14 protein-coding genes are annotated in these 14,184 nt (G+C 72.0%); 4 read left to right on the forward strand and 10 right to left on the reverse strand.

Annotated elements, in window-relative coordinates; translation table 11 throughout:
* Positions 1 to 19 precede the first annotated feature (19 nt).
* The 3 genes from APR04_RS25345 to APR04_RS31150 all read right to left on the reverse strand — a co-directional run bounded on the left by APR04_RS25345 (position 20) and on the right by APR04_RS31150 (position 2,089).
* Positions 20 to 379, reverse strand: coding sequence for an NADH-quinone oxidoreductase subunit A (locus APR04_RS25345; protein ID WP_253876038.1), 360 nt, complete (start codon positions 377 to 379; stop codon positions 20 to 22).
* Between the two features lie 76 nt (positions 380 to 455).
* Entirely contained in the window at positions 456 to 1,760 is a 1,305-nt protein-coding gene (locus APR04_RS25350) for a geranylgeranyl reductase family protein (RefSeq protein ID WP_253876041.1), read from the reverse strand.
* Positions 1,761 to 1,906: 146 nt separating this feature from the next.
* The gene (locus tag APR04_RS31150; protein ID WP_253876043.1) at positions 1,907 to 2,089 is read right to left on the reverse strand and encodes a response regulator transcription factor; all 183 of its coding nucleotides are present in this window, start codon (positions 2,087 to 2,089) and stop codon (positions 1,907 to 1,909) included.
* On the opposite strand from APR04_RS31150, the gene APR04_RS31155 reads away from it, so the two are divergent.
* Positions 2,036 to 2,239, forward strand: coding sequence for a hypothetical protein (locus APR04_RS31155; protein WP_253876147.1), 204 nt, complete (start codon positions 2,036 to 2,038; stop codon positions 2,237 to 2,239). The genes APR04_RS31150 and APR04_RS31155 overlap by 54 nt on opposite strands.
* A 41-nt stretch (positions 2,240 to 2,280) precedes the next feature.
* Here the strand turns inward: APR04_RS31155 and APR04_RS25365 are convergent, their stop codons facing one another.
* Positions 2,281 to 2,976, reverse strand: a complete 696-nt coding sequence (locus APR04_RS25365; protein WP_253876045.1) for a demethylmenaquinone methyltransferase — start codon at positions 2,974 to 2,976, stop codon at positions 2,281 to 2,283.
* A gap of 211 nt (positions 2,977 to 3,187) precedes the next feature.
* On the opposite strand from APR04_RS25365, the gene APR04_RS25370 reads away from it, so the two are divergent.
* Positions 3,188 to 4,726 carry an isochorismate synthase gene (locus APR04_RS25370; RefSeq protein WP_253876048.1) on the forward strand — a complete coding sequence of 513 codons (1,539 nt, stop codon included), beginning with the start codon at positions 3,188 to 3,190 and terminating at the stop codon, positions 4,724 to 4,726.
* Between the two features lie 30 nt (positions 4,727 to 4,756).
* On the opposite strand, the gene APR04_RS25375 is transcribed toward APR04_RS25370, so the two are convergent.
* Together APR04_RS25375 and APR04_RS25380 are read right to left on the reverse strand one after the other, a co-directional pair.
* Positions 4,757 to 6,493: a DUF6114 domain-containing protein gene (locus APR04_RS25375; RefSeq protein WP_253876051.1), complete on the reverse strand. Its 1,737-nt coding sequence runs from the start codon at positions 6,491 to 6,493 to the stop codon at positions 4,757 to 4,759.
* On the reverse strand, positions 6,484 to 7,077 hold the full coding sequence (locus APR04_RS25380) for a DUF6230 family protein (protein WP_253876054.1): 594 nt from the start codon (positions 7,075 to 7,077) through the stop codon (positions 6,484 to 6,486). The genes APR04_RS25375 and APR04_RS25380 overlap by 10 nt, the downstream gene beginning before the upstream one ends.
* 130 nt (positions 7,078 to 7,207) lie before the next feature.
* Here APR04_RS25380 and APR04_RS25385 point away from each other — a divergent pair, with 130 nt between their 5' ends.
* Entirely contained in the window at positions 7,208 to 7,837 is a 630-nt protein-coding gene (locus APR04_RS25385) for a TetR/AcrR family transcriptional regulator (RefSeq protein WP_253876057.1), read from the forward strand.
* A 189-nt stretch (positions 7,838 to 8,026) separates the two neighbouring features.
* A complete protein-coding gene (locus tag APR04_RS25390) occupies positions 8,027 to 8,935 on the forward strand; it encodes a hypothetical protein (RefSeq protein ID WP_253876060.1) in 909 nt (302 codons plus the stop codon).
* A 33-nt stretch (positions 8,936 to 8,968) separates the two neighbouring features.
* On the opposite strand, the gene APR04_RS25395 is transcribed toward APR04_RS25390, so the two are convergent.
* The 4 genes from APR04_RS25395 to APR04_RS25410 all read right to left on the reverse strand — a co-directional run bounded on the left by APR04_RS25395 (position 8,969) and on the right by APR04_RS25410 (position 14,077).
* Positions 8,969 to 9,508, reverse strand: a complete 540-nt coding sequence (locus tag APR04_RS25395; protein WP_253876062.1) for a GNAT family N-acetyltransferase — start codon at positions 9,506 to 9,508, stop codon at positions 8,969 to 8,971.
* 134 nt (positions 9,509 to 9,642) lie between these two features.
* Positions 9,643 to 11,181, reverse strand: coding sequence for a trypsin-like peptidase domain-containing protein (locus APR04_RS25400; protein WP_301312975.1), 1,539 nt, complete (start codon positions 11,179 to 11,181; stop codon positions 9,643 to 9,645).
* A 122-nt stretch (positions 11,182 to 11,303) separates the two neighbouring features.
* Positions 11,304 to 13,100, reverse strand: a complete 1,797-nt coding sequence (menD, locus tag APR04_RS25405) for a 2-succinyl-5-enolpyruvyl-6-hydroxy-3-cyclohexene-1-carboxylic-acid synthase (RefSeq protein ID WP_253876065.1) — start codon at positions 13,098 to 13,100, stop codon at positions 11,304 to 11,306.
* Positions 13,097 to 14,077 (reverse strand): o-succinylbenzoate synthase, encoded by a 981-nt coding sequence (locus APR04_RS25410; RefSeq protein WP_253876068.1) that lies wholly within the window; start codon positions 14,075 to 14,077, stop codon positions 13,097 to 13,099. Before APR04_RS25410 ends, menD begins: the two co-directional genes overlap by 4 nt.
* Positions 14,078 to 14,184 lie beyond the last annotated feature (107 nt).

A 14,184-nucleotide genomic window follows, 5' to 3' on the forward strand; every position in this document is an offset into this window, starting at 1 on the left:
CCGCGCATGAAGTTGTTGGTCAGACCCAGTCGAATCCGCCGCGGCGCCACTCGTAGACGAACGGCACGGTGATCAACGCCAGGAACGCCAGCATCGCCACCAGGCCGAACGTCGCGAGCGTCGTGAAGTCCACGGCCCACGGGTAGAGAAAGACGACCTCGATGTCGAAGACGATGAATGTCATCGCCACCAGGTAGTACTTGATCGGCAGCCGCCCACCGCCCACCGCGTGCGGCGTCGGCTCGATGCCGCACTCGTACGAGTCGAGCTTGGCCCGGTTGTAGCGCTTGGGACCGATGACGGCGCTCGCGGCGACACCACCGAGCGCCAGGACTGCCCCGATCGCCATGAGGATCAGGATGGGTACGTAGGGGTTCATGCTGTGCCCTTCATGGACGACGTGCCCTTCGGATACGTGCTGCGCAGCGTGGGAATACTGCTCGTGGGGATACTGCTCATGAGCTCGGGACCACCCTGGTCAGGCCGGCGATGACGCGGTCGACCCAGTCGCCGCCCTGTGGCTCGTAGCAGTCGGACAGGAGCTTGAGCGTGAACTGCATGACGACCTTGCGCGGCAGCCCGTACCTGACGCACAGGCGCATGATCTCGGGGTGCTCGATGAGCCGCACGAACCAGCGGCCCAGCGTGTAGTAGCCGCCGAGGTCCTCGCGCATGCGGTCGGCGTAGGTACCGAGCGTGGCCTCGCGGGCCGCGTCGGTGCTCTTGTGGCGGGCCTGGCTGATCGCCTCTGCGGCGACGCGGCCGGCCTGCAGCCCGTAGGCGATGCCCTCGCCGTTGAACGGGCTCACCATGCCGGCGGAGTCACCGGCCAGGAGCACTCCGTCCGCGTACAGCGGGCCACGGTTGTAGCCCATGGGCAGGGCCGCGCCGCGGATCGGGCCGCGCTCCGGCTCGTGCACCAGGTCCCAGCCCTCGGGGGCGCTCTTGGCCAGCCAGGTCTCCATGAGACGCCGGTAGTCGATACCCGCCTTGGACTGGCGGGCGGGCGTGGAGTGCACGCTGCCGAGGCCGACGTTCACCGTGCCGTCGCCGAGCGGGAAGATCCAGCCGTAGCCGGGCAGGAGGGCGCTCTTGCCCGGCTCGCCGTCCCACAGCTCGAGGTGGGACTCCATGAACGGGTCCTCGTGGCGCGGGGTGCGGTAGTAGGCCCGGACGGCGGTGCCCATGGGCCGGTCGTCGCGACGCTCCCGCCCGACGGCGAGACCGAAGCGCGAGCTGACACCGTCGGCCGCGACCACGACCGGGGCGCGCAGCTCCTTCACCGGGCCCTCGGCCCGGCCGCGGGCGTCGAGCGACTGGGCGGTGACGCCGACCACGCGGCCGTCGTCGTCGCGAACCGGTCCGGTGACCTTCGTGCGCTGCAGCAGCTTCGCGCCGCTCGCCTGCGCGTGCTGGGCCAGGGTGTGGTCCAGCGTCATCCGGGTACGCGCCATGCCGTAGCCCGGGTAGGTGGTGAGGCTCGGCCAGTCCAGCTCGTAGGAGCGGCCACCGCCGTGGACGCGCAGGCCGCGGTTGCGGATCCAGCCGTCCTCCTCGCGGGTGGGGACCCCCATGCGGACCAGCTCGGCGACGGCGCGCGGCGTCAGGCCGTCGCCGCAGATCTTGTCCCGCGGGAACTCGCCCTTCTCCAGGAGCAGCACGTCAAGACCCGCGGCCGCGCACCAGTGCGCGGTGGACGATCCGGCCGGACCGGCGCCCACCACGATGACATCCGCGTCGTCGCGTCTTGCTGTACGCACGTTCACCCCCGTTGGGAACCCGCTGCTGGTCGGTGCTGACCATGCCGTGCGGGGTTGGTTCGGGCTTCCTGACAAGCCCTTGTGAACCCTGTCACAACACCGACACCCTAGCCACACTTAGGGGGGATTGTGTAGGAAGGTTCCCCTTACTTTGGGGGCGGTGCCGAGGGCCGTGCACCGGCGATTCCCGCCGTGTGCGCCGCGATGGCGAGCTGCGTGCGGTTCTCCAGGCCGAGCTTGGCGAGCGCACTCGAGATGTGCGCCTTGACCGAACCGTGCGACAGGTACAGGCTGCGAGCGATCTCCGCATTGCCAAGACCTTTCGCCACCGCGGCCGCGACCTGCCGCTCACGGTCGGTGAGCGGTACGAGGGCTCCCTCGACTGGCTCGAGTCGACGACGCTCAAGGGCGAGCAGGAGGCCAAGACACGACAGCAGAAGGAGCGCGCGGACCGGGTCGCCAAGAGCTCGGCCCGGTAGGACTTGTAGGACTTGGCCGGCCGGACTTGGCCCGGCCGGGCTCAGGCCGGCCGGACCGCCCGGTGCAGCGCCACGATTCCCCCGGACACGTTGCGGTAGGCGGCGTGCTCCCAGCCCGCCTCGAGCAGCAGATGGGCGAGCTCGACCTGGGTGTGCCAGGTACGGATGGACTCGGCCAGGTAGTCGTAGGAGCCCTTCTCGCGGGTCACGGCGTTCGCCACCAGCGGCAGCGCGCGCACCAGGTACTCCTGGTAGACCTTCCGGAACGGCGCCCACGTGGGTGTGGAGAACTCGCAGATCACCACACGCCCGCCGGGCCGGACGACGCGCAGCATCTCGCGCAGCGCGACGCTGGTGTCCGCGACGTTCCGCAGGCCGAAGCTGATGGTCACCGCGTCGAAGGACGCGTCGGCGAACGGCAGGCGCATGGCGTCGCCGGCGACGAACGGCAGGTCCGGCCGGCGCTCCTTGCCGACCTGCAGCATGCCGATCGAGAAGTCGGACGGGACCACGAACGCGCCGTCGGCGGCGAAGGGCTCGCTGCTGGTACCGGTGCCCGCGGCGAGGTCGAGCACGCGCTCGCCCGGCATCGCCGCGACCGCCTCGACCGTGAGCCGGCGCCAGCGCCGGTCCTGGCCCATGGAGATCAGGTCGTTCGTCAGGTCGTAGCGGGCGGCGATCCCGTCGAACATCGACGCGACCTCGGCCGGCTTCTTTTCCAGGCTTGCGCGGGACATACGGCCATAGTTTCACGCCCCGGCCGCGCACCCCGCGGCATACGAGACCAGGTGGTCGGCAATCCGTCAGGTAGTCGGCAGCCCGAGCTACCGACCATCTGACGTATTGCCGACCACAGCGCGCCCAGGCGCCGAGCCGGGGCGGCCGCGCCACTGTGACCTCCGCTACGGGTCGCATCCGACGGCCGCCCCCGCGCTTATCCTGAGGATGATGATCGCTTCACCTGCCGGCGGGACGCCCGGCACGCCCGGCGTCCCCGGCACGCCCTCCGGTACCACCGTGTACGACACCTGGGTGGCCGAGGCCCCGCCTCCGTCCGACGACACGCCGCGGGGCGCGCCCGAGGGCCCGCAGCTCGTCGTCCGCACCGTCGCGATCGACGACCTGCCGGACACGCCGACCGCGCTCGTCGACCGGCTCCCCGACACTCAGGCCCTCGCCTGGGTACGGCACGGCGACGGGCTCGTCGGCTGGGGCGAGGCGCTGCGGTTCGAGACGTTCGGCCCCGGCCGCTTCGCCGACGCCGACGACGCGTGGCGCCAGGTGCTCGACCGCGCCGTCGTGCACGACGACGTGACGCTGCCGGGCAGCGGCCTGATCGCGTTCGGCAGCTTCGCCTTCGACGACGTCTCGCCGGGCGACGAGTCCGAGGATCCCGCGCGGGCGAGCGGCGCGCTGATCGTGCCGCGCGTCGTCGTCGGACGGCGGGGCGACCGCGCCTGGATGACGACGATCTCGCTGGTGGGCGACCGGTCCGCCCCGGTGGGCGAGGACCTGCTGTCCGCCTACCCGCACCAGCCCGTCGTCGAGCCGGGCAGGGTGGTGCTGGCCGACGGCGCCGTGGGCGTGGCGGACTGGCCGGCCGTCGTCGCGGAAGGGGTAGCCCGGATCCAGAGCGGCGAGCTGGAGAAGGTGGTGCTCGCGCGCGATGTCGTCGCCACCGCCGAGCACCCGATCGACACCCGCCACCTGCTCGGCCGCCTCGCGTCGGCGTACGACGCCACCTGGGCGTTCAGCGTGGACGGCATGGTCGGCGCGACGCCTGAGCTCCTGGTCCGCAGCGAGAAGGGGCTGGTCGCCTCGCGCGTGCTGGCGGGCACGATCCGCCGGGAGCACGGTCGGGGCGTCGAGGCCGACCCAGCTCCCCCGCCCACCGCCATGGAGCCGCAGCGCAGTGCGGGCGCGGTGCGGGACGGGGACGACGCCGACCTGCTGCACGCCGCCCAGCTCGCGCGCTCCTCGAAGGACCTCGAGGAGCACGAGTTCGCGGTGCGCTCCGTCGCCGCCGCGCTGGAGCCGTTCTGCTCGTCGATGAACGTGCCCGAGGCACCGTTCGTGCTGCACCTGCCGAACGTGATGCACCTGGCGACCGACGTGACGGGCGTGCTGACGGACCAGAACCCGGCGTCGGGCCCGCGACCGCCGTCGTCGCTCTCGCTGGCGGCGGCGCTGCACCCGAGCGCCGCCGTCTGCGGTACGCCGACCACGGCCGCCCGTAGCCTCATCCGCGAGATCGAGGGTCTGGACCGCGCCCGGTACGCCGGGCCGGTGGGCTGGGTCGGCGCCGACGGCGACGGCGAGTGGGGCATCGCCCTGCGCTCTGCCGAGATCTCGCCGACGGACAGCCGCCATATCCGCCTGTTCGCGGGCTGCGGCATCGTCGCGGCGTCCGACCCGCAGGCGGAGCTGGCGGAGTCGGAGGCAAAGCTGGAACCGATGCGCTACGCCCTTGGCGCCCCGCCCAAGTAGCCCAGCGGCTTGTTGTGGGCGACAAGACTGTCAGGCGGTGCCGGCTGTCGGGCCCTTGCCGATCGGGTTGGTCGGGTCGCCCCAGACCTGCTCGCGGAAGCTGTCCCACACCTGGACGTCGGACGTCGCGCCGATGAAGCCCATCCGGGCGTCCGTGGCGGTCAGCAGGAGCTCGATGAGCGAGGCACCCTCGAGGACCTTCGTGGCCACCTCCAGGAGGTCCTGCCCGTCGGGCAGGTTCGCGTGGATCGACGACACGTACATGTGGGCGTTGCCCTCGAGCGCCACGAAGTTCGCCCGGGTGTCCGTGCCTGCCGTCGTGTCGTGGTCGTAGGCATAGGACTTGAGCCAGAAGCCGTCGACGACGACCTTGTCGGCCGAGATCTTGATGGCGTCCCTGCGGTCCCCGTTGTTCTTGACCGGCACGTTCGCCAGGCCGATGCCGTTGATCCCGGTGAGCGGGATGGTCAGGTCCCGGCTCTCCAGGTCGGCCGGGACCGAGAAGACCGAGCCGTCCTCCCTGACCCCGCACTGGCCGGGCAGGTCGATGTTGAGGTCGTACTTGCCGCCGAAGCTCACCTTGACGCAGGTGCCGAGCTCCGTGTGCAGCGCCTCCTCGATCGTCTCCTGCGGGTCGATCTCGCCGCAGGGGTCGGACGGCGCGCTGCTCCCTGCCTCGGGCGGCACCTCGCCATCCTGCGTCGGCTCCTTGCACTCGGACCGGTCGTCGCCCTTGGTCCCGCCCGCGTCGCCGTCGGCCGCGTCGCCTGCCTTGCCGTCCCCGGCATCGCCGTCCGAACCGCCGGCCGGGCCGGTCACGCCGTCGGTGATGTCGTCGACCGCGCCCCCGACCGGATCCTCGCCAGCGCCGGCACCCGGCTCGGAGCCGCCCGGGTCCGACGTGCTCGGCGTCGGTGAGGCGGACGGGTTCGTCGTGCCGCCGTCGTCGTCGCAGGCGCCGAAGACCACGCACCAGAACGAGTCGTCCTGCTGGGCCCCCGCGTCCGACGTGGAGGCGGGCAGGCTCATGCCGGCGAGCGCCATCGCGCTCGCGACCACCACGGCCGTGGACTTCTGGGACAGGGCGCGCAGCGCGGTACTGAGCGTCTCCACCTGTGGGATCGCCTCGGTGTCCGCGGCCGGCCCGCGACCTGCGCGCGGCGCGGCGCCGTCCGCCTCCGGGGGTGCCGCGGCGCCGTCCGACGCCGGAGCGACGTCATCGTCCTCCGACGCCGGGGCGACGTCCTCGGCACGCGCTCCGGCGCCGTCGGCCGGCTGCGCGACGTCGGCGGAGTCCGTTACCTCGCCCGCCGGACCCACGTCCTCGCTCTCCGCGACCGCGGCCGGCGGCGCCCAGGACACGACGACGACGCCGCCGATCACGCCGAGCAGAAACCCGGCGACCCAGCCGCCGAGGTTCACCCCGGCGATGGAGTAGACGGAGATCGCGAGCGCAATCACGCCGTAGAAGACACGGTGCACGGGCTGGGCGATCGACAGGATGCCGAGCAGGATCAGGATGGTCGGCAGGATCGTCGCCTGCGCACCCTCGACCCCGAACTTGAGCACCACGTTGACGCCGAGCTGGTCGAGCCCGATCGGGCCGCGCAGAAAGAGCATCTCCAGACCAGCGAGCGCTACCAGCACACCCCCGACGAACGGCCGCTGCTTGCGCCAGGGGCCGAAGTCCCTGCGCCGGTCAGCAAGCTTCGCGCGAAGTCCGGGGCGGCCGGCGGAGGCCTGGCCGGCACCCGGACCTAGAAGCACTCGGTGCCGTCCGTGATCTTGAGGCTGAGGTCCGTCAGCTGGAAGACGGCGGCCTGCGTGCTCCACGACACCTGCTGGAGACCGTCGATGTCGATCGAGTCGGAGTCCATGGCGAAGTCGCCCGAGTCGCCCTGCTTGGCCGTGTTCACGGTGGAGGCGTCGACGCCGATGCGGATGTTCTTGAAGATCGCGGTACCCGAGAGGTCGCTCATGCCGATCTGCAGGTCGGTGGCCTTCGCGGGCTCCTTGCCGGTGCCTGCGGAGATGAGGATGCCCACCTTGCCGAGCGGAGTCTCCTCGACGACCGACTGGCAGAGGTTGTAGAGCTTCGCGTCCTCGATGTTCGCGATGGCGGCAGGGTGCTCCGTGCCGTCGGAGGCGGTGGCCACGCCCGCGTACTGCGAGAAGCCGACGCCCTCGAGCTTGTCGGCGCCGATCTTGAACTCGCTGCCGGAGATGGCGAACGAGACGGGCACTGCGCCCTGCGCGACCCCGCCAAGCAGAACGCTGGCGGCGATCGTGACCGGAATGACTGCGAGAGCCACGCGACCCTTGCGTGAGCCCGTGAGCTTGCTGAGCTTCATTGGTGTCCCCCTCGATGCCAATGTCAGGACGACTACGCCGTCGTCCCGTCGCGACGTTAGCGCGATTACTGAGTCACCGTCAATTGGCGTTCCTGACAACGTCGCAAAGCCCGACGGATATGCTCGAACCATGGCAACATCCCGTCGCACGCGACTTCGCCCGGAGGAACGCCGCAACCAGCTCGTGGCGCTGGGAGTCGCCACTCTTGCGGACCGACCGCTGGCCGAGGTGACCGTCGAGGAGATCGCCGCAGAAGCCGGTGTCTCGACGGGTCTCGTCTACTACTACTTCGGCTCCAAGAACGGCCTGCACCACGAGATCGTGCGCCGCGCGCGCGACTCGATGCTGCACGCCTCCGAGCCCCAACCGGAGCTCCCACCGGCCGAGCGCCTGGCAGGGACGCTGACCAGGCTCGTCGCGTACGTCAAGGAGCACGGCCCCACCTTCTACTCGCTCGTGCGCGGTGCGGCCAGCGGTGACGAGGAGGTGCGCGCCGTCATCGAGGACGCGCGGCGCCAGCAGACGGAGCGCGCCCTCGCCGTGCTCCTGGAGCTGGGCGTACCCGAGACCGAGCTGCTGCGGGTCGCGGTGCGCTCGTGGGTGGCGCTCGCCGAGCAGGCGCTGGTCGACGGCGGCATCAACTCGGACCTCACCGACGACGAGCTGGTCGGCTATCTCGAGCGCAGCCTCGGTGGCGTCGTCGCCGCCGTCGTGCCGGGCGCCTCGGAGGCGCTGTTCGGGGTTCCGTCCGCGCTCTGAGCCGGGCTCCGGCACGGCCGGGCGGCCGGGCGGGCGGGCGGACCCGAAGATCCCCCTACTGGGGGAGCCGTATCCCCCGGGTGTGCCAGGCTTTCGGGGTCCGGGTTCGCAACAGTTGCAGGCATGGTCACCGAACACGTCACGTCAGTTCCCCGATCCCGTCCAGCCGTGCTGCGCAGACTGACACCGGTGATTGTCGGGTGGGCGGTCCTGTACGGATCGGTACGGAGCTACTTCGCGCTGGGCAACGCACCGACGTTCTCACCGCTGCCGCAGGACCTGATGCTCTACTCGTACTGGGGAGCGGCGGCGCTGTGTGCCGCCGCCGGCCTGACAGCTCTCGCGTTGCGGCTGACCACAGGCAGTCGCGCGGTGCTGGCGGCCGGCTGGGCGGTCACCGCCGCGATCCTGGTCGCCTGTCCGCTGGTTCTTCTGGACATCGTGGGTGGACTGCTCGCCGGCCTGGGCATTCCGGTCGATCTGGCCTCCTTCGCGAGCCGCGCCGGGATGCTGTCCGGCGCCCTCCTGCTGGCAGCGGCGAGCCTGTCCTACCAGCGCGAGATGCGTGGCGGATGCCAGCGGTGCGGCCGGACCCGGCCCGCCGACCGGGACGAGCGGACCCCCGTGTGGGCCTGGTGGGCGGCCTACCTGGCCGTCGCGGGGTGCTTGGTGCGTATCGCGGCCCAGCTGTCCGTCGGCTTCGGCGACATCATGTACGAGGCCGGGGCATCGCTGGTCGTCTTCGAAGCAGGCTTCATCCTGGCAGGCACCCTGCTTCCGTTGGCGCTGGTGCACCGTTTCGGCCTCATCTGGCCCAGCTGGGTGCTGCCGCTGGCCGGTCGGCGTGTGCCGCGATGGCTGGTACTGGGCCCGGGCCTCGTCTTCGGGGGCATGGTGACGCTGTACTTCGGGTTCGGCCTGGCGCAGATGGTCGGTGAGCTGGTCTCGGGCACGGCCGAGTACGGCGACGGGATCGGCAGCGCCGCGTTCCTGTGGACGTCCGTGCTGGCATATCTGGTGTGGGGAGTCGGCCTCACGGTCGCGTCCGTCGCGCGGTTCCGGGCCACCCGGCTCAGCTGCCGCACGTGCGGTCTGTGAACCCGGCAAAGCCGGCCGGGGCTGGCTCCGGGCTCAGAGCGCCTTGACCATCAAGATGCAGGGGTCGTCGGCCCAGAGGTCCGGAAACTCCTCCACCGGGTGGAAGCCGCAGGCCGCATAGAAGGCGCGGGTCTGGTCGAATCCTGGGTCGGAGGCCGACGGGCCGAGGGTCTTGACGCTGAGCAGCAGGACCCCCTGGGCGCTGAGGTCCTGCTCGACGCGCTCCATGAGGGCCCGCCCGATCCCCACGCGGTGATGCTTGCGCCGGACGGCGAGCAGGTGCACCTCCGCCGACGTCGGATAGCGCTGGTCGAGGAGCAGCACGCCGAGCACGTCCTCGAAGGGGATCTCGCCGCCGTCGGCCCCGATGGCAGGCACCGCGCCGCCGGGTGCGGCCCACGCCGGCGTGGGCTCCGGCGCGGCGACCGCGACATAGTTGGGGAACTTGGCCGCCGCCTCGACGTACTCGTGGGTGAACCGGTCGATACCGAACCACTCGGGCAGCTCTTCGAGGATGTCGTGTGCGGCATCCGACCGGCCGAGGGTCCTGACCACGGTAAACGTCCCAGACACGCGGCCTAACTTAGACCTGTGGGGCGAGGTTCACCCGCTGAACGCGAATACGCCGAGGTAGTCGTCCGGCGAGGTGGTCACCCAGCGTGCGCCGGATGACCACCTCGCCGGAGGACTACCTCATGGCGACGGGATCAGCCCTGGTTGCCGAAGAGATCCTGCATCCAGTCCGGGATGTTGTTCGGCGCGCTCTGGTCCGAGCCGGAGCCTGAGTCCGAGCCCTCCTCCTGGCCCGGCAGCTGCTGGTCCGGCGTGCCCGATTCCTGCGTCGCCGACTCCTCCTTGACCGCGAGGGTGACGGTGACCTCCTGGGTGCTGCCGTCGCGGACCAGGGTCAGCACCGACTCGGCACCGGCCTCCTTCTCGCGGACGAACGCCGTGAGCGAGGCCGAGCCGTTGACCGGGTCACCGTCGATGCCGACGACCACGTCGCCCTTCTGGATGTCGGACTCCCCGGCCGGCGAGTCCGGCACGACCTCCACGACACCCGCGCCGCGGCGGGTGACGTCGTCGGCCGTCGCGGTGGCGTCCTGGAGCGAGACGCCGAGGAACGCGTGCTCGGCCGTGCCGTCCTCCTTGAGCTGGTCACCGATCTGCGTGGCCAGGTTCGACGGGATGGCGAAGCCCAGGCCGATCGAGCCGGAGCTGCCGCCCGACATGCCGCCCGACAAGCTGGCGATCGAGGACGTGATGCCGATGACCTCGCCCGACGCGTTGAACAGCGGCCCACCGGAGTTGCCAGGGTTCACCGCGGCGTCGATCTGGATGGCGTTGGTGACCACCTGGTCCGACCCGTCCTCTGCGCTGGCCGTGACCGGCCGGTCCAGGGCGGACACGATGCCCGTCGTGGCGGTGTTGGCCAGGCCCAGCGGGTTACCGAGCGCCATCACGGGCTCGCCCACCACGACCTCGGCCGAGTCCGCGAACGTCGCCGCCCTGAGGTCCGACGGCGGGTCGGTCAGCTGCACGACAGCGAGATCGGTCGCCGGGTCGGTGCCGACGATGTCGGCCTCGTACACCCGGCCGTCGCTCAGGGTGACCTGGACCGTCTCCGCGTCGGCGACCACGTGGTTGTTGGTCAGGATGCGACCGTCGGAGTCCAGCACGACGCCGGAACCCTCTGCGCCGCCGCCCTGGCTCGCCACCTGGATCGCCACCACGGACTCCTGCACGGCCGAGGTGACCGACGTCCAGTCCGGGTTCTCGACCGTCGAGCTCTTCACCGGCACGTTCTCGCCGGCCGACTGTCCGACCTCGGCCAGGGACGCGGCGCCGCCGGAGTCGTTCGTGAGCGAGATGGCTCCTGCGGTGCCCAGGCTGGCCAGCAGCGCGGCAGCCGCGGCCGCGCTGACCACGGGAACCCAGGCACGGTTCTTCGCCTTCGGCTCGGCCGACGTCGACGCGGTGGCCGGCGCCGCGTACGGGTTGACGTACCCGGGCGCGGGGCTCTGGGCCGGTGCCGGGCTCTGCGTGGGTGCCGGTGTCGGGCTCTGGGGCGGTGCCGCGTTCTGCGCGGGCGCCGGGCTCTGCGTGGGTGCCGGGCTCTGCGTGGGTGCCGGGCCAGAGACCGGCAGCTGCTGGGTGGGCTGCGTCGCGGGCGGCAGCTGCTCGGTGGGCTGTGCTGCGGGCGGCTGCTGATCCGGCTGCGGAGTGGTGCTGTTCTCGTCGGTCATCGTGACCCTCCTTGAAGTCAGAACCAGTTGACACCCCCTTCCTTGTCCCAGCCTTGGACAAGTCTGTGAGTTTGCTGCATGCCCTCACGGCTCCAAGTGCTCGACGAGCACTCAACAAGCACTCAACGAGAGGGGGCGCCTCTCTCCACGATACGACGGGCCAGGTCCCGGGACTCGGCCAGGCGGTCGGCGCGCGGCACCCGCACCTCGATGACCTGGACACCGTGGCTCGGCGCCTGCAGCGCGTGCCGCAGGGTCGGCACGTCCTGCACCAGCTGGTGGTCCACGCCGTACCCGGCGCACAGCTGCGCCAGGTTGGACCCGTGCGGGGTCCCGAAGACCCGCTCGAACGTGGCGCTCGCCGCGCTGCCGGTCGCGGCGAGGGCACCGTGCTCCAGCGTCGCGAAGATGGAACCGCCGTCGTCGTTCACCACGACGATCTCGAGGTCCACCGGGGGTTCGTCGGGTCCTCGGAGCAGGCCTCCGACGTCGTGCAGGAACGTCAGGTCGCCCAGGAGGGCGCGGGTGCGCAGACCGCGCCGTGCGGCGGCGAGCGCGACGCCGACCGCCGTCGAGACGGTGCCGTCGATGCCTGCGAGCCCGCGGTTCGCGAGGACCGCCGGGCCGGGCCCGTCGAGGCCGAGCACCAGCTCGAGGTCCCGCACCGGGTTGGACGAGCCGACCACCAGCAGGTCCTCCGACCCGAGCACGCCTGCGACGGCGCGTGCCACGGAGAGCGCCGTCGGCCCACCGATGACCGCGTCGTCGCAGGTGACCTCATCGAGGACCTGGGCGGCCCGCACCCCGGAAGCCCGCCAGCGTTCGAGGAACTCGGAGGGTTGCGGGGCGGCGGCCTCGAACCACATGGCCGCGACCCCCGGCACCACGACGGCGGCGTTGCGGGCGGCGTCGGGCCACGGGCCCGCACCTGGTGCGACGACGGTGACCGCGACGTCGGGCCGACCGAGGAGCCGCTGCACGGGCCGGGACAGCGTCGGCCGGCCGAGGACTACCGCCTGCTCGATACCCGCGGCAAGCTCCGGTGACCCGAGCAGCAGCCGGTACGCCGCAATCGCATTGGGTCCGCCGGTCGCACCCGACGACGGCTCCGCGAACAGCGGCCAGCCCTGCGCCTCGGCGAGCTGCCGGGCCTCGGGTCCGGCACCGTCGCCGGCCACGACGACGGTGCGTGCGGGGTCGCCCGGCAGCGCCGGCGAGGCGAAGTGCTGGAGGACGGCCGGGACGACGAGCGGCGGGTCCGGCTTCGGAGAGCCGTCCGGCGCGCTGCCCGCTCCCGGTCCGGGCAGCGGGGCGGACGGCGCCAGCGGGTCCCGGAAGGCCAGGTTGAGGTGCACGGGGCCAGGGTGGCCCGACCGGAATCCGAGGGCCGCGCTGACCGCGCGCCCGGTGACGCTCCGCAGGTCCCGGAGCTCCTGCGCGCTCGCGGTGCCCGGCTCCCCGTCTGCCTCGGGTCCGGGGCTCGGGGTACCTGACGGTGCCGGCACGTCCACGGCGAACCGCACAGCCGCACCGAAGATCCCCACCTGGTCGGTGGTCTGTGATGCCCCGGTTCCGCGCAGCTCGTGCGGTCGGTCGGCGGTGAGCAGGATCAGCGGCAACCCGGTGTGGCTCGCCTCCAGCACGGCGGGGTGCAGGTTCGCGACGGCGGTGCCCGACGTCGTGACGACGGCGACCGGCGCACCCTCAGCCCCCTTCGACAGGCCGATCGCCAGGAACCCCGCCGCCCGCTCGTCGACACGCACGTGCAGGGTGATCCGGCCGGCGTCGGCCGCCTCCGCGACCGCGTAGGCGAGGGGCGCGCTGCGCGAGCCGGGCGCGAGGACCACGTCCTGCACACCCCTGCTGACCAGGTCGGCAATCAGCGCGCGGGCGGCGGTGACGGCGGGCGGGATCGTCATGCGTCCTCCAGGGTCCGGGTCAGTCGGTGATACCGCGCGAGCCAGCGCTCGGTCGTCGGGCCGTCGGCCGCGACAGCCGCGAGCGCCTCCGGCGAGGGTTCGGGCCGGCGGACGGGGAGCGCGCCGTCGACGGGCAGCAGCGGCTCTGCGACGACGTCGTGCACCAGGAGCTGCGAGGTCGCGAGCCCGCAGGCGTAGGGCAGCTCGGGGAGGGCCGCGGCGAGGGCCACGCCTGCGGCGAGGCCGACCGAGCTCTCCAGCGCGGACGAGACGACGACCGGCAGGCCGACCTGTTCGGCGAGCTCGAGGCACGCACGGACGCCACCGAGCGGCTGGACCTTGAGCACCACGATGTCGGCGGCCTCGTGGCGCACCACGCTCAGGGGGTCGGCGGCGCGGCGGATGGACTCGTCGGCCGCGACAGGAACGTGCTGCTTGCGGCGCACCAGGGCCAGCTCCTCGACTTCTGCGCAGGGCTGTTCCACGTACTCCAGCCCGCCCGCGGCGCGGTCGATCTGGACCAGGTGGGCCAGGGCTTCGTCCGGGGTCCAGGCGGCGTTGGCGTCGACCCGGATGGCGCCGTCGGGCCCGAGGGCCTCCCGGACTGCCGCTACCCGTTCGACCTCGGCGGACACGGGTTCGAGCGTCCCGTCGGGGCCGCGCTGGGCCACCTTGACCTTGGCGGTGCGGCACCCGCCGGACGCCAGGACGATCTCCCGGGCCCGTTCCGGCCCGACGGCGGGGACGGTCACGTTCACCGGGACGCTCTGCCGGACGGGTTCGGGCCAGCCGACCGTCGCTGCTTCGAGCGCGGCGCGCAGCCAGGTCGCGGACTCCGCGTCGTCGTAGTCCCAGAAGGGTGAGAGCTCGCCCCAGCCGGCGGGGCCGTGCAGCAGGACGCCGTCGCGCACGTCGATGCCGCGAAAGCGTGTCCGGAGGGACGTGGACCAGACGACGGGTTCACCGATCAGCAGCACAGGGCCAGGCTAACGACCTGTGGCAGCACACGGGCTCCGCACGGCGTGAGTTCGGTCGGTTGCTCAGCGGACACCGAACTCACGCCCATAGGCTCACCGCCCCAACT

It is taken from the genome of Promicromonospora umidemergens (assembly GCF_024171995.1).
GTDB lineage: Bacteria > Actinomycetota > Actinomycetes > Actinomycetales > Cellulomonadaceae > Promicromonospora > Promicromonospora umidemergens.